Below are 21,798 nucleotides of genomic sequence, written 5' to 3' on the forward strand. Positions count from 1 at the left end.
TTTCAGGTACTAGCGGGTAACTCCGTGGAGGTTCGAGTCCTCTCCTGGGCACCAACGGCAAAAGCCGCTGCAGCAATGCAGCGGCTTTTTCTTTTCCCATTACCGGGCCCGCGCGCGGGCCCTATCGCCTGTCAATCGGCGCGCTCAGGCACCGGCAGGCCCATCCAGTCCTGGTAGAAAGCCTCGATGTCGGGCTCGAAGTCATGGATCACCGGGTACCACGGCGTGGGCGCCTCCACATCGTGCATGGCGCCGCACTGCGGGCAGTAATACTCGCGGTAGACCTGCCATTGGGTGTCGGGCGCCATCAGCCTGGGATAGACCTCGGCCATGGCCTCTTCGGTATCGCGCACATAGACACGGGCATGCAGTTTCCAGTTCTCGCGGTAGTCGCAGAATGCGTGGCCGCAATCGCACTGGGTGACCCAGCGCTTGGTCTTGGCCGACTGCACGATATGCAGATGCGGCCCGAGCGGCAGGACGATGCGGTCCTCGAAGCCCACCTTGGCCTGCAGCGCGGCCAGGTATTGCTCGAAGCGGCCATGGTCCTTGGGCATCGACAGCATGCGGAAGGTGGTTTCCCAGTCAAGGCTGCCATCCACCAGATGGGAGACCTGTTCGTTGGTATAGGTAGACATATTGGTACTCCTGAATACGGTGTTTATTCCTCGACCTGCACGACGGTGGTGACGTCGGGCAGCAGCGACAGGTCCATGCGGTGCTTGGAGCCATAGGACGGCACGCCCAGCTCTTCCTCGCGCAGCTGCCAGTCCTGCGGCAGGCTCCAGAACTGCTTGAACTCCCGGGTGAATTTTTCCGACAGGCCGAAGCTGGTGGCGAACATGTGCTGCACCTGGGTCGAGGCGTGCTTGTTCAGGATGCGCTCGCGCTCCTCCTTCATCCATTCGCGGGTCGGCACGGAGCGGGCCAGGCGCTCCTGGCGGATTTCGGCGCGGCGCGCCTCGGTCTTGGCCGCGTCCACGGTGTACACCCCTTCGGCGTCCTGGGTGAAGACCGCGCCATACACCTTCTGCGCGTATTCCGGCAGCAGGAATTTCTGGTTCAGGTCTGCCTCGATGGCCTTTGGCTCGCGGTCGATCGGATCGCCGAAGCCCGGCCCGCCGCGCAGGTAGTTCAGGTACAGGTCGTGGTTGGCATAGCAGTCTTCGGTGGTCATGCACTGCTTGTCGCGCTTCACCTCGGCCGTGGCATTGAGGTGGTTCTCGTAGTCCGGACGGCCGGGATCGAGATCGCCGCCCAGCGGCAGCGAATCGCCCTGGGCGATGCGCTTGTCGAGGCCGGTGGCGTGGGCCTCGAAGCGATAGCCGGTGGCCGAGGGATAGCCGCCCATCATGCCCCAGTCGCTGTTCATGAAGCCGTTGCCCATGAAGAACATGGTCCAGTCCTGGGCGTTCCACACCATGCGCAGGGTCTCGAAGCCGCAGCCGCCGCGGTACTTGCCATAGCCGCCCGAGTTGGCCTTCACGTTGCGCCCCAGATAGAGCAAGGGTTCGGCCATCTCCCAGATCTCGATGTCGCCCATGTCGCCTTCGGGGTTCCAGATGGCGGCGGCATGGTTCAGGCCATCCTTCACCGCGCAGGCGCCGGTGCCGCAGGAGCTGGCCTCGAAGCTGTTGACCGCGTGGATCTCGCCATCCTGGTTGATGCCGCCGCCCTGCAGCCAGTTGGAGGTGTTGGCATTGCCCGCGTTGACCTCCTCCAGGTAGCCACGGCTGAAGTAGGACTGCCCCAACCCGCGCCACAGCGCCGCCCAGCCCGAGACTAGGAAGTGCCAGGCATAGGCATGGCCGGTGCGGCGGTCGTCGGGGTTGCACCAGGTGCCCTTGGGCAGGCGGAACTCGGTGGCGAAATAGGCGCCGTCGTTGATCCGCTGCGTGGGCACCAGGGTCTGGCACATCATGACCCAGATGCCCGAGGTGAAGGCCACCTGGTGCGCGTTGAAGGTGTGCCAGCCCCAGCGGCTCGCGCCCTCGAAATCGAGCTTCCACTTGCCGTCGGCCTTGATGGTCATCTCGCAGGGCGAGTGCATGATGGAGTCGAGCTTGGCGAAGGCGTTGGACACCTGCACGTCCTCGTGCTTGAAGGGCACGTCGACGAACGACACCTTGCGGTACTTGCCCGGCAGGGTCATCGCCTTGATGCGGCTTTGCAGCCCGCGGCGCCCTTCCTCGATCACCTCGTAGGCGAACTTCTCGTAGGCTTCGATGCCGTCGGCGCGGATCACTTCCTCCACCAGCTCGCGGATCATGTGGCAGCCGGCGATGCGGGTCTTCTCGTCGAGGATCCAGTACTTGGGCGTGCGCACCGAGCGCTGGGATTCATGCAGCCAGTCGCGCAGCGGCTCGTCGTTGATGCCGGTCTTGCGGCAGGTGATCATGTAGCCGTCGCCGAAGCGCTGGGTCTGGCCGGTGGACATCGAGCCCGGCGTCACCGCGCCGGTGTCGATGACGTGCGTGACGCCGCCCACCCAGCCGATCAGCCGCCCCTCCCAGAAAATCGGCACGATGGTGGCGATGTCGCAAGGGTGCACATTGCCGATCGAGCAGTCGTTGTTGGTGAACATGTCGCCGGGATGGATGCCGGGGTTGGCCTCCCAGTTGTTCTCGATCATGTACTTGATCGCCGCGCCCATGGTGCCGACGTGGATGATGATCCCCGTCGATGTCAGCACGCAGTCGCCGACCGCGTTGTAGAGCGTGAAGCAAAGCTCGCCCTCCTGCTCCACGATGGGGCTGGCGGCGATCTTCTTGGCGGTCTCGCGTGCATGCACGAGGCCGCCGCGCAGCTTGGAGAACAGCTTTTCATAGCCGATGGGGTCCGAGTCCCGGAACTCCAGCTGGCTCAGGCCGTTGTAGCTGCCCGTGGCCTGGGTCCGCGCGATGATGCCGTCGCGGAACTGCTTGAGGGTCTGGCCGTTCTTCAGCAGATTGGCGAAGCCCACTTCCTGGTTGCTCATCATGTTCATGGTGTGTCTCCTTACTTGACTTGCTTGAGGTGGAACAGGCGGTGCTTGTCGACCGTGGTCTCGAAACCGTCGGGCACCACGAAGGTGGTGGCGTCCGATTCGATGATGGCGGGGCCGGCGATGTGATTGCCGGCCTTGAGCCCTTCCATCTTCCACAGCGCCGCATCGACCCATTTCTTATGGCGGTAGAACGGGCGGGTGCCCAGGTAGGCCTCGGGGGGCGGCGTGGGGCCGGCGTCTGGGTCTTCCGGCAGCACCGGCTTTTGCGTCACCACCATGCCGCGCAGGATGGCGCCGGTGATGGAGAAGCCCAGTTCGGGCGAACGCGCCGAGTTGGCATATACGCGGCCGTAGGTGGCCTCGAAGGTTTCGACGATCCGGTCCCAGTCGGCGGCGGTCGCGGCGCTGGTCACGGGCGAGACGATTTCCAGGTCGTTGAGCTGGCCCATGTACTGCATCTTGTAGCCGGGGATCAGCAGCACGTCCTCGGGCTGGTAGCCGTTGAGCACGAACTCCTCAACCACCTTCACCGCCAGCTCGGCCCAGGCCTCCTGCAAAGACTTGCAGGCCGCCGCCTTGTCGGCGTCGGGGGCATGCTGGGCCACGCCCAGGTCCACCGACTTGTCGTAGCGGTATTCGAAGTCGGCGCAGGCGCAGCCAAAGGCAGAGAAGCCCGCCGCCCAGGCCGGCACCACCACATCCTTGAAACCCACGCCTTCGGTGTAGCCGTAGGTGTGGACCGGCCCCGCACCGCCGTACGAGAAGCAGGTGAACTCCGCCGGGTTGTAGCCCTTGGCGCTGATGTTGGCGCGCAGGTACTCGGACAGCGTCAGGTCCAGCAGCTCGATCACGCCGGCCGCCGCGTCCTCCACCGACAAGCCCAGCGGATCGGCAATCTGCGCCTTGATGTGGTCCCGGGCCCTTTGCACATCGAGCTTGATGGCGCCGCCCAGGAAGTTGTCGGGGTTCAGATAGCCCAGCACCACATGGCAATCGGAGACGGAAACCGTGTCGAGGCCGCTCTCCGGCCAGCAGGTGCCCACGCGGTAGCCGGCGCTGTCGGGGCCCAGCTTGATGGACTTGCTGTAGGGGTCGAGGCGCACGAAGCTGCCGGCGCCCGCCCCCACCGAGTCCATCGCCACCAGCGGCAGCGAAAGCACCAGGCGGGCCATGTCCGGGTCGCTCTTGATCGCGAAGTTGCCCTTGGTGATCAGCGCCACGTCGAAGCTGGTGCCGCCGATGTCCGAGCAGGCGATGTTCTCGTCGCCCAGCGCCTCGCCCAGCAGCCTGGAGCCGATCACGCCGCCGATGGGGCCGGAGACGATGGTGCGCGCCAGCTCCTTGGCCTTCCAGCTGATGGTGCCGCCGTGGGTTGCCATCACGCGCAGGTCGAACTTGGCGCCGTGCTTCCTGAAGCGGTCCGAGACCTTCTTGAGCGTCTGGCGCGAAGGCTCGGCGCCGTAGGCCTCCAGGATGGTGGTGTTCATGCGGTGGCTTTCCTTGCGCGAGGGGTAGTAGTCCACCGATGCGAACACCGGGATGTCCGCCTTCAATCGCGCCAGCTCCTCCTTGGCGATGTCGCGGGCGCGCTGTTCGCTGCCCGCGTTCTTGTGCGACTGCAGCAGGCAGATCACGATGGCCTGCGCGCCCGCCTTCACCAGCTCGCGCGTGGCCTGGCGCACTTCTTCCTCGCGCAAGGGAATGACCACCTTGCCCTGCACATCGGTGCGCTCGGTGACGCCACGGGTGCGCGAGACCGGCACCAGCGGCTCATCGTAGCGGTGCGTGTTGAGGTGGATGCGGTCTTCCAGCGCATAACCCAGGTAGCTCTGCAGCGCCCGGCCCATCGAATGGATCTGCTCGAAGCCCTTGTTGCAGATCAGGCCCACATCGAGGCCCTTGCGCATCAGGATGCGGTTGAGCATCGCCGTGCCCGAATACACGCAGGTCGCCAGCTCGGGATAGACCTCGTCCACGCTCCGGCCCCAGTGGCCCAGCGCGTCGACCGAGGAGTTGTAGATCGCCAGGGATTCGTCTGCCGGATTGCTCTGCGCCTTGCCGACGACGAACCGGCCATCGTCGCGGACAAAGAAGGTGTCGGTCATCGTGCCCCCGGCATCGATGCCCATCACCTGTACGGTGGATTGCACTTGCATGAATGTCTCCATCTGTGGGTAGTTACATGGTGGGAATCGCTTCCCACGCACCATCCATCGCAACCTGCATGCCAAGACCGCGCAACACCCGTGGATTTTTAAAAATCCCTTTTCAATCAATCACATATACGCCGCAGCACGCTGCATCCGGCAGGGGCCTGGCAAGCAAGATACAGTCCGGTTTTCCGACATCGCGCTCCAGGTGTCCGGAAACCGGACAGGTTCCAGCCTCGGCCGGAAACCAGCCGCAAGCCGGCGCCATGCCGGTCGGTAGTTGACCTGTTGACACCAAGTGCCCCGGTGGCTAACTTGCGGAGACTCCCACTCCTGGGGCAGCAGCCCTGCGGCTGAATACTTCCCACCTGTTCACATGCCGTTCTCTCACTGCGGATCCCTGGTCCCCCGGATCGGCGACGAGCCTCTCGTAGCCTCGGCATGGGAGCGCTTTGTGCAAAACCGCGCCATGCCGGGGCAAGGGGTGCGCGAGCTCGTGCTGCATTCGTGGCAGCGCTGCCAGAGCGAGGCCGTCAACCCCGGCAGCCCGCGGGCGCCGGGCACGAGCAGTGAGCACATCCATAGGCTGACGCAGCAAAACCACGCGCTGTGCAATGCGGCCCGGCCGGTGCTCGAAGGCCTGCGCGATCTCCTGCGCGAGTGCGGCACCCTCATCATGCTCAGCGACGCGCATGGAACCATCCTGCAGCTGGTGGGGGAAAACCGCGTCCGCACCGCCGGCGAGGATGTCAATCTCGCGATTGGCGGGCAATGGGGCGAGGAAGTCATCGGCACCAATGCGATAGGCACCGCCATCGCGATGCGCACGCCGGTCCAGATCCATGCCAGCGAGCATTTCTGCCTCGACGTCAAGCGCTGGACCTGCGCCGCCGCGCCGATCCGCGACCCCATCGGGGGCACGCTGCTGGGGATCGTCGATGTCTCCGGCACCAAGGAAACCTTCCATGGGCATACGCTGGGACTGGTCATGGCGGCGGCGCACCAGATAGAAGCTGACATCGCCCGCCGCGACGCCACGCTGCAAAGCCGCCTGCTGAACCGCTCCATGGAACTCTTCAGCCGCTTCGGCAACGACGGCCTGGTGCTGTGCGACCACCGGGGGCGCATCATCCGCACCAGCGGGCCGCTGCCGCAGATGCGCGACACGCACGGCGTCTGCCAGGCCCTGGCGCTGGGCGAGCAAGTGGATGGCCTGCAGCTTGAGCGGCCGGCGGCGGGCCATTCCCGCCCGCCCCCGGGATGGCTCAGGCCGGAATGGCAGCACCCGATACAGGACCAGGGCGAGGCCCTGGGAACCTTGCTGGTCATTCCCGCAGCGGCCCCCAGGCACCGCGTGCGCCCCGCCGCCGAACCCATCGCGCCCGATGCCAGCGAAGACGCCTTCGCCGACATACTGGGCCACAGCGAAGTGCTGGAGGCCACCAAGGCCAGAGCGCGGCGCATCGCCATGCTCGACTTGCCGGTACTGCTGGAAGGAGAAACCGGCGCCGGCAAGGAGCTCTTTGCCCGCGCCCTGCACCGCACCGGCCACTCGCGCAGCGGGCCCTTCATCGCCATGAACTGCGGGGCGCTGACCCGCGAGCTGCTGGCCAGCGAGCTGTTCGGCTACACCGAAGGAGCCTTTACCGGCGCGCGGCGCAGCGGCCTGCCAGGCAAGTTCGAGCAGGCCGGCGGCGGCACGCTGTTCCTGGACGAAATCGGCGAGATGCCGCTCGACATGCAGCCGCACCTGCTGCGCGTGCTGCAAGACGGTGTCGTCGTACGCCTGGGCGACACGCGCGAGCGGCGCGTGTCCGTGCGCCTGGTTGCGGCCACCAACCGAGACCTGCGGCAGGAGGTTGCCGCCGGGCGATTTCGCGAAGACCTGTACCACCGCCTCTGCGCGGTCAGCCTGCCCCTGCCGGCATTGCGCGACCGCCCCGGAGACATCGAGACCATCATCGGCCACCTCAACCACAAGCTGGCCGAGAAATACGGCTGCGTGCCCAAGACCTGGGACGAGTGCGTGCTGCAGTCGTTTCGCCGCTATCGCTGGCCGGGCAATATCCGTGAACTGCAGAATGTGTTCGAGGCCGCGTTTGCGCTCAGCGATGGCGATGCCATCGAGCCATCGGCCTTGCCCCCCGCCGTGGCCCGCGCCGGGCAGGCTCCAGTGGATGGCGCCGTCCCCCATGCCCCGTCGGGCCGGCTGGAGGATCTGGAGCGGCAAGCCATATTGGATGCGATCCAGAAATCACACCGGAACATGGCCGCCGCAGCGCGGATGCTGGGCATCTCCAGAAGCACGCTCTATGTGAAGCTGGCGGCCATCCGCGTGCAGGACGGAGGCGGCTGACCCCCGCGCCCGAAGGCACACCGGCCGGCGCGCGGCCAGGCTTCCCTCAGGCCGCGCTCGCGGTCACTTGCGCAGCAGCGCCTTGAGCACCGCCTGCAGGCGCCGCGCGGCCGCATCGTCGCTGGGCGCGGCCAGCACCTGGGCCACGTCCTGCGCCCAGGTCTCCTGCGGCGACGGCGCGTTGCGCCGGGTCAGCAGCTGCAGCTGCAGCGCGCGGCGCGCGGAGATCTGGTCGGCCGGCGTGGGCACGTCGGCGGCCATCTCCAGGCGCAGCAGCGCTTCGCCGGCATCGCCTTGCGGCGCGGCCTGGATCGCCTGGCTCCAGCTGGAGCGCACCGGCCCGGGCAGCCTGCCGCCCAGCTCCTGCACCGACGGCAGCTGCGCCGCGTCGCGCCGGGCCCAGGCCTCGAGCAGTTGCGTCAGCGCCTGGCCATGGGCCTGGCTGGCCAGCTTGCGCAAGGCGGCCTGCGCATGCTCCATCGCATCGCGCTGGGCACGGAATGCGGTATCGCCCAGGCGCGGGCCACGCTCCTCGCGCCGCTCTTCCCGGCGATCCCCATAGCGGTCATCGCGCCGGTCGCGGCCACCCCAGGCCTGGTCACGGCCAGGGCGGGCGGGCCTGCCGCCATCGCGGCGCTCGGGCCGGCCGGTGGACGGCGCTTCACGCTTCGCGCCGGGCCGGTCGTCGCCGCGCACCGCCACCACCGGGCGCGGGGCTGCCACGGGCTTGGCTGCCGGCTCGGCGGCAGACTCTACGTCAGTGGCGGCAGCCTCGGCCCCCGGCTCGTCGGATGCCTGTGCCTCGGCGACTGGCGCCGCGGGGGTGTCGGCTGCCGGCTCGGCCTGTTGCTGCTGGGCCTTGAGCGCCTCTTGCAAGGCCTGCATGGCCGCCTGGATCTGCTGTGCATCGCCGCCCGCGCTGGCCTGCTCCAGCGCCTTGGAGGCCGCCACCACGCCCTGGTCGCGCGAGCTCAGCTGCTCGGCCACCCGCTGGCGCTGCTGGGTCTTGCGCTCGAAGGCTTCATCCAGCGGCTTGCGGAACGCGTCCCACAGCTTTTGTTCGTGGCGCCGGTCCATCGGCACCGATTGCGCCTCGGCCTGCCACTGGCGCTGCAGCTCGCGCACCGCATCGATGTTCAGGTGTGCCGCCTCGGCCAACTTGGCGGCTTCGGCAATCAGCGCCTCGCGGCGCAGTATGCTGGTTTTTTGCGCGGCCTCAAGCGGCGCCGACACTGCGGCCACCGCCTGTTTCCAGGCCGACTGCAGCTCGCCGAAGGCCTTCTCGCCCACATGGCCGCTGGCGCGCCAGCGGTCGCTGAACTGGTGCAGGCCGCGCTGGATCTGTTTCCAGTCGGCGCTGGCCGCATGCTCGGCGCCCCAGGCCTTGAGCTCGGCGATCAGGGCCTCGCGCTCGGCGCGGTGCTTGGCGCCCTCTTCGCGCACCTTCTCCAGCCACACGGCGACCTGCTTGTGGGCGGCATTGCAGGCTTCGTCGAAGCGCTTCCACAGGCCATGGTTGGTGGGGCCGCTCTGGTCGGTCTTCTTCCACTCCTCGCGCAGCTGGCGCAGCGACTCCTGCAGCTTGCGCCCGCCCAGGGCCTGGCCCTCGGGGCGCTTGAGCAGGCCTTCGGCCTTGGCGATCAGCTCTTCGCGCACCTTGTCGGCGCTCCAGCGCTGCCAGCCCTCGAGTTCGCCGGCGGCGATCAGCGCGGCATTGACTTCGTGCTCCAGCGCGCCGTCGATCAGCTTGCCGTGGACCTTGAGCGCCGCGCGCAGCTCCGCCGCCGCGCCCGACGCCGCCTTGCCATGGCCCTCGGCGGTCTGGGCCTTGAGCTTGGCCAGCGCCTCGCTCACCGCGGCCTGGGCGCGCTTGGCCTCCTGCGGATCCTGCGCGGGCTTGGCCGCCGCGGCACGCGCCGCAGCCTGCTCGGCCTCGGTCGGCAGGCCGCGCGCGGCGCGGATCTCATCGGCCCACACCGGCACCGACGGCAGCGGCGCCTGCACATCCTCGGCCGCGGCGGCGGTCTGCGCCAGCGCGGACTGGAATGCATCCCAGACCACCAGCAGCTGGGCCTTGGAGCCGTCGAGCAGCGAAGGGAAGCGCGCCTCGACGCTGCCCCAGTTGGCATCGCCTTCGAGCGCCGCCGCCTGCTCCTGCCAGTGCGACACATCGGCGGCCAGCGCGGGCTGTGCAAGCTGCGCGTCGGTCCAGGGCTTGGTGGACAGCACTTCCACGCGCTGCGCCAGCAGCACCGCGGCCTCGCGCTGCACCTGCACGCGGTGCTGCAGATCCTCGATGACCTTGACGCGCTCGGCCAGCTGCAGCTTCAGCGCCGACAGCGGCTCCTTGGACAGCGGCGCGCCGGCCTTGGCGGCATCGCGCTGCCAGGCCAGGGCATCGGCAATGTTCAGCTTGCCCGCCTGCAGCAGCTTCTCGGCCTTGTCGGCCCATTCGACGGCCAGCGCCTCCTGGCCCTTGGCGCGGCGCAGCTCTTCCAGGCGCTCGCGGATGGCCTTGGCCGCGCCCTTGTCGCGGGCGCTCAATTCCTTGAAGACCTCCTGCAGCTGCTCGGGCGCGGGGTTGCCGGCCAGCCATTCGCGCACCTTGGCGGCGCGGTCACCCGAGGTGGCCGCGGAGAATGCCCCGCCGGTCAGTGCATCGAGCGGATGCACGGCCGCAGCCTTGGGCGGCGCCGGAGTGGGTTCGGGAACATCGGAAGACTTGCCACGCGATGAGAAAGGAAACATGTATACGGTCACTCAATATGGTAAGTGGCTACGGTGGCCCTGTGCACCAGCCATGAAGCCGCTATTTTCACCGGAATTGCCCACCAAACGCGGGCCTGCTCCGGTAGATTGTGTCACCGAGTCGCGAGCTTGAGCTCGGCGCGCGGTTTCCAATCCTTGCCCAGCTCTTCGGTCTTGATGTTGCCGAGGAACAGGCGCTCAAGCTTCACCCCCTGGCTGGCCAGGTAGTCGCGCACGGCCACGCCGCGCGCCAGCGCCAGCTCGCGCATCGCATTGTCGGGCACCTCGACGCTGGTGAGCAATAGGGTTTGCATCTCGGACTGCGGCAGGTCCTTGGCGATGCCGACCATGTTGCGCGGCTTCTTGATGTCGGCGCGCTTGTACACCTCCTTGAGCAGTTCGGGGTATTCCTGCGGCGTGACGGGCGCCACCGCATCGGCCGTGGCGCCGCCGCGGATGGCCTGGCGGCGCTTTTGCGCCAGCACCATGTCATCGATGCGGGCCTTGCGCCAGCCATCGCGCTCGGCCTCGAGCCCGGCCTCGCCGACCACGGTCATCTGCAGCGCCGGGCGGTCCTGCAAGGCCTTGGCCACCTTGTCGAGCTGGGCCTTGGCCTCGGCCGACAGCACGCTGGAGCCGGGCGCGAACGCCACCTGGCTGGCCTCGGGGCCGCCGCCAAAGGCGCTGGACAGCAGCGCGAACGGCGAGGTGATGGCCTTCATGATGAGGTTGCCGATCACCTTCAGGATCACCGGGCCCAGGCTGAACTGCGGGTCGTTGAGCGAGCCGCTGATCGGCAGGTCGAGGTCGATCACGCCGTCGCGGTCGGCCAGCAGCGCCACCGCCAGCTTCACCGGCAGGCTGGCCGGCGCGCCCTTGACCTCGTCACCGAAGGCCAGCTGGTTGAGCACCAGCTTGTTCGTGGCGGTGAGCTGGCCATTGGGCTGCACGTCGTACTGCACGTCCACGCTCATCTTGCCGCGCTCGATGCCGTGGCCCGCGTACTTGACGCTGTACGGCGATAGCGGCGGCAGCTCCAGGTCGCGCACCTTGCCGTGGACGCTGAGCGCCAGCGGCTTGACCAGCGGATTGAGCTTGCCGGTGATCTCCAGCGACGCGGTGCCCTCGGCCTTGCCGCGCAGCTCCAGCTCGGCCAGCGCCGGCGGCTGGCCGGCGGCCGCGGGCTCGGACGAGAAGCCGCCGATGCGGCCCGCCAGCTCCGACAGGTCGGCCGAGTAGTTGGGCTTGACGAAGTGGTCGGCGAACTTGACCGTGCCGCCCGCCAAGGTGATGGGGCCCAGCTCGATGATGGGGCCCGTCGCCTCCCCCGCCGGCGCCGGCGGGGGAGTGGCCGCGGCCACCGCCGTGGGCTTGCCATCGGCGGGCTTGGCCTCGGATGGTTTGCCGTCGGCCGGCGCCGCGGTGTCGTCGCTGCCCAGGTCCTGCAGGTTGAGCTTGCCGTTTTCCTGCACCACCAGGCGCGCGAAAAAGTCGGACAGCGCCGTCTCGCCCACCTTGACGCGCATGCGCTGCGCGGGCTGCATGCGCAGCTCCACGCCCCGCAGGCTCAGGGTCTTCCAGTTCAGCAGCGCTTCACCACCGCCCGCCATGCCCGCCTCGGCTGCGCCAGGCTGCGGCTTCCTGACGCTGGCCGCCAGCGCGTTGACGCGCACATCGTCCAGGCCGGCATCGCCCTTGACGCTGAGCACCGGCCCCTTGGCCGATTGGGCAAAATCGAGCTGGCCGCGAAAGCTGGCATCGGCGCGCAGCAGCCGCAGCGGCAGCCGATCGGCCACATAGGGCTCGAAGGCATGCAGCGGCAGCTGGCTGAGGTTGACCCGGCCCACGGCCGACAGCGGCGCAAGGCCCACGCTGCCATCGAACAGCAGCCGGCCCGGTTCGGCGCGGCCGGTGGCCAGGCGCCCGGCCAGCTTGAGCCTGGATGGCTGGGCCTTTGGCGCCAGCGGCGCGAACTGCTCCAGCTGCAGGTCCACGGCGGACAGCTTGAATGCCACCCGGCGCGGCGTGGATTCGTCGAGGTACTGGAGGTTCGCGCCCTTGACCGCAATGCTGGCCAGCTCCACCGACCAGGGCTTGCCGGCAGCCTTGCCACCGGCGGATTTCGCCTCGGCCGCGGCCTGCGTCCTGGGCAGCCAGTCTTCGTACATCCAGCGGCCCGCCTGGTTGCGCGACACGCCGGCCGCCGGCTGCAGCAGTTCCACCGAGCCGACCTTGACCGACTGCTTGGCCGTGTCGATCACCGCATTCTTGAGCTGCAGCTTCTGCAGCTCCAGCAGGTTGTCCCGGCCCTTGAGCCCCACAGCCGTGCCGTGCGGCGCGCTGCAGCGCGCCGCCGCCTTGCACTGCAGCGCCACCTGCGACACCGACAGCTCGGCCACCTGCACCGTCACGTCGGCCCCCTGCCTGTGGATCTGCACCTGGCTGTCGATCTGGCCCAGCACGCCCGGCTCGAGCACGCCGGTGAGGTACGAGGCGCCGAGCTGCAGCGGCAGCTTGGTGGTGGTGACTTTCACATCGGCCATCGCATCGGTGGCCTGGCCTTCGAAGGCGATGCGCCCGTCCGACGGCACACCCTTGTCGCCGCTCAGCCCGGCCTCGCCCTTGAACGGGAAGGGCTGCTGGAACGGCCAGGCAATCGCGCTCGCCTCCAGCGCCAGGCCATCGAGCTGCACGCGCGCAGGCACCGGCACGCTCTCGTCCAGCCATATGCCGCGCGCATCGCTGACCTGCAGGTGATCGACCTGCACCGACCACGCAGGCGCTGCGCTCGCCGCGCCATCCCCGCTGGCGGCCGGCTTCTCGCCGGCCACCGGCTGGCCCTGGGCATCCAGCAGGCGCAGCTGGCCCTGCTTGTCGCGCTGCAGCGATATCTGCGGCGAATGCAGCGCCACCGATTCCAGGTGCACGCGGCCGGCCAGCGGCTGCACGTCGGCCAGCTTGAGCTCCAGCGCGTCCCACTGCAGCAGTTCGCCGTCGCGGGCATCATTCACGCGCACCTGCGATGCCTTGGCCGTGCCGCTGAGCCGCACGGCGGGCGCATCCGCCTGCTCGAACGCCACCTTGATGTCGGCATCGAGCACGCCCGCCGCCAGCTTGAGCGGCAGCGATGCCGGGATATAGCCCAGGTACGGCGCCAGGTCGAACTGCTGGATGTGCAGTACCGCATCGGTCTTGCGGTTGTCGGTGAAGGGCGTGGATTCGGCGCTGCTGTCGAACCGGCTGCCGTTGAGCTGGAACGCCAGCTTGGGCAGCACCTTGATCTCGCGCTTGGACTCGAGGTTGCTGACGAAGGGCACGCCCAGGTTCAGCCCCTTGACCTCGTGCGTCTTGCCGACGGTGGCATCGTGGAACTCCACCACGCCATCGCGCAGCGCAATGTTGTAGAGCGCGAATTGCGCCGGCTTGCTCTGTTTGGGCGGCTCGGGATCCTTCAGGCGTTCGAGCACATCGTCGAAATCGAAATGGCCGGGAGCGGTCTGCGCAAAGCGCAGCACCGGCTGCTCCACCTCCAGTGCATCGAGCACCGGCGCCAGGCGCCACAGCGACTGGATGTCGGCGTCCGCATAGATGCGCGCCACCGCCAGCTGCGGCTGCCCGCCCTCAGCCGCGGCAATGCTCAGGTCGCGCACCGTCAGCTCCAGCGTCCACGGCTTGAAATCCACCGCGCCGATATGCACCTGGCGCCCCAGCTTGGCGCTGGCGATCTTCTCGCCCTGCGTACGCAGCAGATAGGGCAAGGCCGCCCAGGACAGCGCCCACAGCGCCAGCAGCCCCGCCACGCACCAGGCCAGGCGGCGCAGCCAGCGCCGCAGGGCGGAGGGGCTTTTCACGGATTTTTCGGCATTCAGCTTGTTGTTCATTTGGGCCAGCATTCGCAGCGGATAGGCAGATTGTGCCGAATTGCCGCAGCGGCCGACACCATCCAGGCCCATCCGCAAAAACACGCTGCCGCTGGCTTCAGGGCCTGGCGCGGCACGCGCTTGCAGGTATCTATATAGAGGGAGGCGTGCCGGCCACCCCAGGGCGATCGGCCTGCGGCGGCGGCCAGGGCAGCGGGAAAAACCCTCAATAACCCTAGCCTATAGGCTGTTTTTCGCAGTTTTTAGGCCACTGCATCGCAGGGTTCTGCGGCCCGAAAAAGCCACCCAGCAGCCGGCGGGCGCCACTTGCCGGAACTATTGCAACACAGGCCCGGGCGTGTCTGGAATCCAACACGCGGGGAAAAGCAAAAATTTGTCATTTGCGTGTCTTGCCCAACCAGCAGCCACGCCTTTTCGCCCACAGCGCCGCTTCGCCATCCATAGCAGCATGGCCAGGAAGGCACTGGCTTCACCCGGTACGCCCTTCGCTCCATGGGCGCGAAGCGCCATCCCCGGCTGGCGGCATGGCAGATATTTTTGCTTACCCGCGCCGGCAGCATCAGAGGCCTTCCATCAACCGCTCACTCACTTCTCACAACAGCTCGCAGACCCTGTAGGCAGCGCTATCGCCGCATGGAAACCAGGTGTTTTCCTACACGATTTTTTATTACTTATGTATCTGTTTTTTCAATTCCTTAGTGTTGACCAGATATTAGAACAACTTCTAGAATTCGCGGCATTGCATTACATCGTTGATTTGTCTTGAGCCGCGCCGCCCACGGCGTGGCACATCGTAGTCCCGACACGCGAGCAGCGTGCAAGAAACGACGAGGGAGCGCTTGGCACCGGCCGGGCGTCCCTGCTTGGCGAGGCACAGCACAGTGACCCCGCCCCTGCCGGCTATCTCTTCATGGGCAGGCTGCCCGAAGCCGCAGGCATTGGAAAGGAAACATAGGTATGACAGCTGCCGCGAAAGTGGTTGCAGGCGTGCGCTTGGTGCGCGCCAATATTGCGCAGGCCATCCTGGCCGTGACGCATAACGGATTTGCATTGCTGGGTTTGCTGGTGGCCTTCGCCGCGCTCACGCTGGTGGCGCGCGATGACCTGCGCCATAGCGGCGAGAACTATCTGCGCGGCTGGCTGGAGGCTCGCCACCTGGCGTCTGCCCGCAGCCCGGCCCCGGCCGCCGCCAGCGCGGCCGCCGCCGTCGCTGCGCCCGCCAGCGAGGCCAGCCCGATCATCGCCGCGGTGGACCGCGCCACCGCCACCAATCCGCACAAGCTGCCCAAGAACCAGGCGGCGGTTGCCTACTGGCTGAGCAAGAAGTACAGCGTGGCGCCCGAGCCGCTGGCCGTGCTGGTGTCGCAGGCCTACGAAGTGGGCAAGGCCACCAAGCTCGACCCGACGCTGATCCTGGCCATCATGGCGGTGGAGTCGAGTTTCAATCCGTTTGCGCAAAGCTCGGTCGGCGCCCAGGGCCTGATGCAGGTCATGACCAAGATCCATACCGACAAGTACCAGGGCTTTGGCGGCCACCTCGCCGCATTTGACCCGGTGACCAACCTCAAGGTGGGCGTGCAGGTGCTGCAGGAGTGCATCCAGCGCGCCGGCTCGATCGAAGGCGGCCTGCGCTACTACGTGGGCGCGGCCAACCTGCCCAGCGACGGCGGCTATGCCGCCAAGGTGCTGGCCGAGCACTTCCGCATCAAGCAGGTGGCCAACGGCCGCAGCCGCCCGGCCGATCCACCGGCCAAGCCCAATCTGTCGGCCAAGGCCAGCCTCCCGGCCAGCCCCGCGAACGCCAGCGCGGGCATCGCGCTGGCGGGCGAATCCGCGGTGGAAGCGGCTGTCAGCGGCAGCGGCACCAAGGTCGCGATGGTGGCGGGCTCCTGAGGCATCCATCCCACCCTGCTATCTATATAGAGGAAAGCACCCGCCAAGGTGCTTTTTTGCCGCCGGGCCGCCCCAAGGCAAAAAGCGCCCCCTTGGGGGCAGCGGCTACACGCAGTGAGCAAGCGTGGGGGCCTTTTTTCCGCTGGGCCACACCATCCGGTGTTGCCTGGCAGCAGCGCCCCTTCCAATGAATGCCCGACACGCCCCGGCAATGCCCCGGCCTCGGCTACACTAGCCGGGTACGCGACTGGCGATAGGCGCGGCACCCGGCAGGGCGCCGCCGCTGACGTGGAAACCAGCGGGAGCGCAGCTGCCGTGAACCACCGGGGAGCGTACCGCCCGGGCCCTGGCCCGAAGCGTTCCGCCGTTCGCCTGGGCAGCCCTTGTTCTCAAGGGACATCAAGTTCATAGGACTGCCATGTACCACCGCAATATTCTTGTCGAACAGACCGACCCCGAGCTCTTTGCCGCCATCCAGGCGGAAAACCAGCGCCAGGAGCAGCATATCGAGCTGATCGCGAGCGAAAACTACGCCTCGCCCGCCGTGATGTGGGCCCAGGGCACACAGCTCACCAACAAATACGCCGAAGGCTATCCCGGCCGCCGCTACTACGGCGGCTGCGAGTATGTGGACGTGGCCGAGCAACTGGCCATCGACCGCGTCAAACAACTGTTCGGCGCCGAAGCCGCCAACGTGCAGGCGCACTGCGGCGCCTCGGCCAACGAGGCGGTGTTCCTCGCCTTCCTCAAGCCCGGCGACACCATCATGGGCATGAGCCTGGCCGAAGGCGGCCACCTCACCCACGGCATGGCGCTGAACATGTCGGGCAAGTGGTTCAACGTGGTCTCCTACGGCCTGAACGCCAAGGAAGAGATCGACTACGACGCGATGGAAGCCAAGGCGCGCGAGCACAAGCCCAAGCTGATCGTGGCCGGCGCCTCGGCCTACAGCCTGCATATCGATTTCGCGCGCTTCGCGAAGATCGCCAAGGAAGTCGGCGCCATCTTCATGGTGGACATGGCCCACTACGCCGGCCTGATCGCCGCGGGCGTCTACCCCAATCCGGTGCCGCATGCCGACGTGGTGACCTCCACCACGCACAAGAGCCTGCGCGGCCCGCGCGGCGGCATCATCCTGATGAAGGCCGAGCACGAGAAGGCGATCAACAGCGCCATCTTCCCCGGCCTGCAGGGCGGCCCGCTGATGCATGTGATCGCGGCCAAGGCCGTGGCCTTCAAGGAGGCGCTGACGCCCGAGTTCAAGGCCTACCAGCAGCAGGTGGTGACCAATGCCCGCATCGTGGCCGAGACGCTGACCCAGCGCGGCCTGCGCATCGTCAGCGGCGGCACGCAAAGCCACGTCATGCTGGTGGACCTGCGCGCCAAGGGCATCACCGGCAAGGAAGCCGAGGCGGTGCTGGGCCAGGCCCATATGACGATCAACAAGAACGCGATCCCGAACGACCCCGAGAAGCCGATGGTGACCAGCGGCATCCGCGTGGGCACGCCGGCGATGACCACGCGCGGCTTCAAGGACGAAGAGGCGCGCCTGACCGCCAACCTGATCGCCGACGTGCTGGACAACCCGCGCGACGAAGCCAACATCGCCGCGGTGCGCGAGAAGGTCAATGCGCTGACCGCGCGCTTCCCGGTCTATCGCTGATCGACGGCGGCGCCGCGTGCGATGAAATGCCCCTTCTGCAGCCATCCGGACACCCAGGTCGTCGAGACACGGGTGGCCGAGGACGGCAGCTTCATTCGGCGGCGGCGCCAGTGCGGGCACTGCGAGAAACGCTTCACCACCTACGAGCGGCCCGAGGTGGCGCTGCCGGCCATCGTCAAGAAGGACGGCCGCCGCATCGACTACGACCGCAGCAAGCTCAAGGGCTCGTTCAGCCTGGCGCTGCGCAAGCGCCCGGTAAGCATCGATGCGGTGGAGCAGGCCATCGATCAGGTTGAGGACAAGCTGCGCAGCCAGGGCGCCCGCGAGGTGCAGACCCGCATGATCGGCGAGCTGGTGATGGCCGAGCTGCAAAAGCTCGACAAGGTGGCCTACATCCGCTATGCCAGCGTCTACCGCAGCTTCGAGGACATCGACGAGTTCAAGACCCTGGTCGACGAAGTGCGCAAATAGCAAAGGCTCCGTACGGAGCCTTGCTTGTTTGCATCGGGCAGCTTACTGCCGCACCACCAGCACCGGGATATGGCTGGCGCCCAGCACGCGCTGGGTCACGCTGCCCAGCACCAGCTTTTCCAGGCCCTTGCGGCCGTGCGAGCCCATCACGATCAGGTCGGCATCGGTGGCCTTGGCGGCCTGCATCACGCCGTCGTGCACCGAATGGCCTTCGCCGACCAGCGTATTCACCGGGATGGCGGCCTGCTCCATGTGCTGCTTGACCGCATTGAGCGCGGAGTCGGCCTCGGCGGTGGCGGCCGACAGGTATTGCGCCTGGCCATAGGCGAAGTCGGCCCCGACACCGGTGAACGGGTACGGGTCGATCACATAGACCGCGGTCACATCGCTGCCAAAGGCCTTGGCCAGCTCCGCGGCCTTGGACACCGCCAGCAGCGAGGTGGGCGATCCATCCACGGGAACCAGAATGTGCTTGAACATGACTCGGCGCTTCCTTTCTGTACGCTATCGATTTGTTTGTACTCCAATTCGCTGCCGCAGGCAAACTAAGCCTCACCCTGGAAGCCGCCGCGCCTCAAGGTCACCACCAGCGTGTCGCGCCAGCCGCCCTGCTCCCCCAGCGGCAGGATGGGCGTGCTCTCGTGGATCATGCGCGCATCGTCCAGCAGCATCAGCGACCAGGGCTCGGTGAGCGTGAAGCGCACGCCCTGCGGCCCGGCTGCGTCGAACACGCGCGTCTCGCCGCCCTTGATGCGCTCGCGCCCCACCAGGAACACGGCCACCAGGTCGACGCCGTCGCGGTGCGCGCCTTCGGGCGTGGGGCGGCCGATGCCGTCCGCCGTATCGATGCGGAACTGGTGCGCCTCGGCATACCATGGCGTCTGCGCGCCGGTGCCGAACAGCTCACCCGCGGTCCGCCCCAGCGCCAGCAGCAGCTGGCTCCATGCCGGCTCGGCCACCGTCTCCGCCAGCATCGGCTCGAACCAGCGCTGCATGCCGCCATGCAGCGCGTTGTACTCCACCGGCTGCCAATGGGCGCGGTGCGGCACCGGCTCCACCGTGCCCGCGCGCACCACGAAGCAGGAGTGGCGGCGGTGGCGGTAGCGGCCGCCGTCCTTAAGGTAGCCGTCGGGCGGCATGCCACTCCAGCTGGGCGACAGCGCCTGCAGCGCCGCCGGCTCGCAGCCGGCCCACTGGCCCACGGCCGCAGGGCTGAGCACCGCGTAGCCGTAGGCGCTGAGCATGCTGCCGGTCTGGGCAGCGTCGCTATAGGGAGGGGGAAAGATCACAGGTGCAGTCACGGCCGCCAGCCTCGCGAAGAATCGGAAAAATACCAAGCTTACGTGAGTTTGCCGCGCACCGCATCGATCTGGCGCAAAGTCTTCGCAGGCCCGCGCGGCCTGCCCCCGCAATCGGCGATGCCGTCCTTCCCCGAATGCGAGTGAACCCGGGGCAACACCAGGGCGTTCCATGGGAGCACAATCTCGGCAGCACGCCGCACACAACATCCGCCCACGTCCATGGCCGCTCCCTCGCCCACGCCGCCGCCCGCGCAGCCACCGGTATCGCGCCGCGGCCCCGCCAGCCCCTGGCAGCTCTTCACCACCTTCACCACGATCGCGCTGCAGGGCTTTGGCGGCGTGATGGCCATCGTGCAGCGCGAGCTGGTCGAGAAGCGCCAGTGGCTCACGCCGCAGGAGTTCGTCGAGGACTGGGCGGTAGCGCAGATCATGCCCGGCGCGAACGTGGTCAACCTGTCGATCAGCCTGGGGGACCGCTATTTCGGCTGGCGCGGCGCGCTGGCGGCGCTGGCGGGCATGCTGCTGGTGCCGCTGATGGTGGTGCTGGGGCTGGCCCTGCTCTATGCCCACTGGGCCAACCTGCCGGCGGTGGCCGGCGCGGTGCGCGGCATGGGCGCGGTGGCGGCGGGCCTGGTGGCCGGCACCGCCTGCAAGATGCTGCTGTCGCTGGGCCACCACCCGCTGCACTGGCGCATCTGCCTGGCGGTGACCGCCTGCACGCTGGCGGCGCTGACCTGGCTGCACTGGCCGCTGGCCGCGGTGCTGCTGGGCATAGGCGGGCTGAGCTATGCGCTGACCTACCGCAAGCTGGCGCCGGCCGCGCCCCAGCCCGCGCGGCCGGCGAAAGAGCAGCCATGAACGCGATGCAGATCTCGATGCAGGCGGCGGACTGGCTGCACCTGTTCGCCTACTACCTGTCGATGTCGCTGCTGATGGTGGGCGGCGCGATCTCCACCTCGCCCGACATGCACCGCGTGCTGGTCGACGAGCAAGGCTGGCTGAGCACGCTGCAGTTCAACAACGCGATCGCCATCGCCCAGGCGGCGCCCGGCCCCAACGTGCTGTTCGTGGCGCTGATGGGCCTGCAGATCGGATTGAACGCCAGCGTGGGCGCCTCCACCGCAACGGTGTGGCTGAGCTGCGCAACCGCGGTGGCCTGCACCATGGTGGGCGTGGTGCTGCCCACCGCAACGATGATGATGGTGGCCGCGCGCTGGATCCAGCGCTACCAGAACCACCGGGCGCTACGCGCCTTCAAGCTCGGGCTGTCGCCGGTGGTCATCGGCATGATGTTCTCGACCGCCATCGTGCTGGCATCTGCCCACGGAACGCTGCAGCAGGCGCCCTGGCTGTGGCTGCTCACGCTGGCCTCGATGCTGCTGGTATGGCGCACCCGGCTGCATCTGCTGTGGCTGCTGGGCGCCGGCGCCCTGCTGGGCGCGCTGGGCTGGGTATAGGCGGGATTTTTATTCAGGAGCACCTAGCGCTTTTCCAGCAATGCTTTCCAATATAAAACTATCGGAAAACATTGAATGGCAAGCGGTTGAAGCTATTATTTTTACTATCGCCAGAAGCTCAAGCTGCGATCAAGCCATCCTCTCCGGGCTCCAGCAACAGCGGCAGCAGCCTGGCCGAGGGCCCGGCCAGGCGCAGGTCGGCGATATCGTCCAGCGCCGTCGGCTCCGGATTCACGATGACCACCCGGGCACCGCTGTGGCGGGCCTGGTGGGCCAGCCCCGCCGCCGGATACACCTGGCCCGAGGTACCAACAACCAGCATCACCTCGCACTGCTGCACGGCGTCGCAGGCCTGCTGCAGCACATCGCCCGGCAGCGCCTCGCCAAACCAGACCACCGCCGGGCGCACCAGGTTGCCGCAGCCGGGGCAATGCGGCGGCTCGCCGGCGCTGGCGCGGGCCAGGTCGCAGCAGGGCCGCGCGGGCCGCAGCCAGCGGTCGGCCATCAGCTCGCCGTGCAGGCACAGCACGCCCTCGCTGCCCGCCCGCCGGTGCAGGCCATCGACATTCTGTGTGATCAACGTGAGCCGCCCCGGATGGCGCCGCTGCCAGCGCGCCAGCGCCAGGTGCCCGGCATTGGGCCGCACCGCGGCCACCAGCGCGCGCCGGTGCCGGTACCAGCGCCACACCCGCTCGGGATCGGCCAGAAAGCCGGGCTCCGAGGCCATGTCCTCGGCGCGAAACTGTGCCCAGTAGCCGGTCTGCGCATCGCGGAAAGTGGGCACGCCGGATTCGGCGCTCACGCCCGCGCCGGTGAGCACGGCCACGCGCCGCGCGGCGCCCAGCCACTGCGCGGCCAGCATGCAGGCGGCAGAGGTATAGGTGTCCATGGC

14 protein-coding genes are annotated in these 21,798 nt (G+C 67.8%); 6 read left to right on the plus strand and 8 right to left on the minus strand.

Annotated features, from left to right (window positions below):
- Window positions 1–131 precede the first annotated feature (131 nt).
- Genes ACODRX_RS22350 through ACODRX_RS22360 form a run of 3 tightly spaced genes read right to left on the minus strand, consistent with a single transcriptional unit; the run spans window position 132 to window position 5,142 of the window.
- Window positions 132–638, minus strand: coding sequence for an acetone carboxylase subunit gamma (locus ACODRX_RS22350; protein ID WP_488873745.1), 507 nt, complete (start codon window positions 636–638; stop codon window positions 132–134).
- 23 nt (window positions 639–661) lie between these two features.
- Window positions 662–2,986: a hydantoinase B/oxoprolinase family protein gene (locus tag ACODRX_RS22355; RefSeq protein ID WP_488873746.1), complete on the minus strand. Its 2,325-nt coding sequence runs from the start codon at window positions 2,984–2,986 to the stop codon at window positions 662–664.
- Between the two features lie 11 nt (window positions 2,987–2,997).
- On the minus strand, window positions 2,998–5,142 hold the full coding sequence (locus tag ACODRX_RS22360; RefSeq protein WP_488873747.1) for a hydantoinase/oxoprolinase family protein: 2,145 nt from the start codon (window positions 5,140–5,142) through the stop codon (window positions 2,998–3,000).
- 370 nt (window positions 5,143–5,512) lie between these two features.
- On the opposite strand from ACODRX_RS22360, the gene ACODRX_RS22365 reads away from it, so the two are divergent.
- Complete coding sequence (locus ACODRX_RS22365; protein ID WP_488873748.1) at window positions 5,513–7,492, plus strand: sigma-54-dependent Fis family transcriptional regulator; 1,980 nt, start codon at window positions 5,513–5,515, stop codon at window positions 7,490–7,492.
- A gap of 63 nt (window positions 7,493–7,555) precedes the next feature.
- Here ACODRX_RS22365 and ACODRX_RS22370 read toward each other — a convergent pair whose 3' ends face one another.
- A complete protein-coding gene (locus ACODRX_RS22370) occupies window positions 7,556–10,240 on the minus strand; it encodes a DUF349 domain-containing protein (protein WP_488873749.1) in 2,685 nt (894 codons plus the stop codon).
- 113 nt (window positions 10,241–10,353) lie between these two features.
- Window positions 10,354–14,091 carry a DUF748 domain-containing protein gene (locus ACODRX_RS22375; protein WP_488873750.1) on the minus strand — a complete coding sequence of 1,246 codons (3,738 nt, stop codon included), beginning with the start codon at window positions 14,089–14,091 and terminating at the stop codon, window positions 10,354–10,356.
- A 987-nt stretch (window positions 14,092–15,078) separates the two neighbouring features.
- On the opposite strand from ACODRX_RS22375, the gene ACODRX_RS22380 reads away from it, so the two are divergent.
- The 3 genes from ACODRX_RS22380 to nrdR all read left to right on the plus strand — a co-directional run bounded on the left by ACODRX_RS22380 (window position 15,079) and on the right by nrdR (window position 18,148).
- On the plus strand, window positions 15,079–16,014 hold the full coding sequence (locus tag ACODRX_RS22380; protein ID WP_488873751.1) for a lytic transglycosylase domain-containing protein: 936 nt from the start codon (window positions 15,079–15,081) through the stop codon (window positions 16,012–16,014).
- A 418-nt stretch (window positions 16,015–16,432) separates the two neighbouring features.
- Window positions 16,433–17,677, plus strand: a complete 1,245-nt coding sequence (gene glyA / locus ACODRX_RS22385; RefSeq protein WP_488873752.1) for a serine hydroxymethyltransferase — start codon at window positions 16,433–16,435, stop codon at window positions 17,675–17,677.
- 21 nt (window positions 17,678–17,698) lie between these two features.
- Window positions 17,699–18,148 (plus strand): transcriptional regulator NrdR, encoded by a 450-nt coding sequence (gene nrdR / locus ACODRX_RS22390; RefSeq protein ID WP_488873753.1) that lies wholly within the window; start codon window positions 17,699–17,701, stop codon window positions 18,146–18,148.
- Between the two features lie 42 nt (window positions 18,149–18,190).
- Here the strand turns inward: nrdR and ACODRX_RS22395 are convergent, their stop codons facing one another.
- Both ACODRX_RS22395 and ACODRX_RS22400 read right to left on the minus strand, forming a co-directional pair.
- Entirely contained in the window at window positions 18,191–18,628 is a 438-nt protein-coding gene (locus ACODRX_RS22395) for a universal stress protein (RefSeq protein ID WP_488873754.1), read from the minus strand.
- A gap of 65 nt (window positions 18,629–18,693) precedes the next feature.
- The gene (locus ACODRX_RS22400; RefSeq protein ID WP_488873777.1) at window positions 18,694–19,392 is read right to left on the minus strand and encodes a 2OG-Fe dioxygenase family protein; all 699 of its coding nucleotides are present in this window, start codon (window positions 19,390–19,392) and stop codon (window positions 18,694–18,696) included.
- Window positions 19,393–19,668: 276 nt separating this feature from the next.
- On the opposite strand from ACODRX_RS22400, the gene ACODRX_RS22405 reads away from it, so the two are divergent.
- Both ACODRX_RS22405 and ACODRX_RS22410 read left to right on the plus strand, forming a co-directional pair.
- Window positions 19,669–20,307, plus strand: coding sequence for a chromate transporter (locus tag ACODRX_RS22405; protein ID WP_488873755.1), 639 nt, complete (start codon window positions 19,669–19,671; stop codon window positions 20,305–20,307).
- The gene (locus ACODRX_RS22410; RefSeq protein ID WP_488873756.1) at window positions 20,304–20,906 is read left to right on the plus strand and encodes a chromate transporter; all 603 of its coding nucleotides are present in this window, start codon (window positions 20,304–20,306) and stop codon (window positions 20,904–20,906) included. The genes ACODRX_RS22405 and ACODRX_RS22410 overlap by 4 nt, the downstream gene beginning before the upstream one ends.
- 118 nt (window positions 20,907–21,024) lie before the next feature.
- Here the strand turns inward: ACODRX_RS22410 and ACODRX_RS22415 are convergent, their stop codons facing one another.
- Window positions 21,025–21,795: an SIR2 family NAD-dependent protein deacylase gene (locus tag ACODRX_RS22415; RefSeq protein WP_488873757.1), complete on the minus strand. Its 771-nt coding sequence runs from the start codon at window positions 21,793–21,795 to the stop codon at window positions 21,025–21,027.
- Window positions 21,796–21,798 lie beyond the last annotated feature (3 nt).

Source organism: Comamonas sp. FG99, from assembly GCF_057808605.1.

What these genes read in the sequence shown, in the direction of transcription:
- ACODRX_RS22400 (WP_488873777.1), bottom strand. Translation starts at nt 19,392, where the DNA reads ATGCTCAGCGCCTACGGCTACGCGGTGCTCAGCCCTGCGGCCGTGGGC.
- nrdR (WP_488873753.1), top strand. Translation starts at nt 17,699, where the DNA reads ATGAAATGCCCCTTCTGCAGCCATCCGGACACCCAGGTCGTCGAGACA.
- ACODRX_RS22380 (WP_488873751.1), top strand. Translation starts at nt 15,079, where the DNA reads ATGACAGCTGCCGCGAAAGTGGTTGCAGGCGTGCGCTTGGTGCGCGCC.
- glyA (WP_488873752.1), top strand. Translation starts at nt 16,433, where the DNA reads ATGTACCACCGCAATATTCTTGTCGAACAGACCGACCCCGAGCTCTTT.
- ACODRX_RS22350 (WP_488873745.1), bottom strand. Translation starts at nt 638, where the DNA reads ATGTCTACCTATACCAACGAACAGGTCTCCCATCTGGTGGATGGCAGC.
- ACODRX_RS22355 (WP_488873746.1), bottom strand. Translation starts at nt 2,986, where the DNA reads ATGAACATGATGAGCAACCAGGAAGTGGGCTTCGCCAATCTGCTGAAG.
- ACODRX_RS22360 (WP_488873747.1), bottom strand. Translation starts at nt 5,142, where the DNA reads ATGCAAGTGCAATCCACCGTACAGGTGATGGGCATCGATGCCGGGGGC.
- ACODRX_RS22405 (WP_488873755.1), top strand. Translation starts at nt 19,669, where the DNA reads ATGGCCGCTCCCTCGCCCACGCCGCCGCCCGCGCAGCCACCGGTATCG.
- ACODRX_RS22415 (WP_488873757.1), bottom strand. Translation starts at nt 21,795, where the DNA reads ATGGACACCTATACCTCTGCCGCCTGCATGCTGGCCGCGCAGTGGCTG.
- ACODRX_RS22395 (WP_488873754.1), bottom strand. Translation starts at nt 18,628, where the DNA reads ATGTTCAAGCACATTCTGGTTCCCGTGGATGGATCGCCCACCTCGCTG.
- ACODRX_RS22370 (WP_488873749.1), bottom strand. Translation starts at nt 10,240, where the DNA reads ATGTTTCCTTTCTCATCGCGTGGCAAGTCTTCCGATGTTCCCGAACCC.
- ACODRX_RS22410 (WP_488873756.1), top strand. Translation starts at nt 20,304, where the DNA reads ATGAACGCGATGCAGATCTCGATGCAGGCGGCGGACTGGCTGCACCTG.
- ACODRX_RS22365 (WP_488873748.1), top strand. Translation starts at nt 5,513, where the DNA reads ATGCCGTTCTCTCACTGCGGATCCCTGGTCCCCCGGATCGGCGACGAG.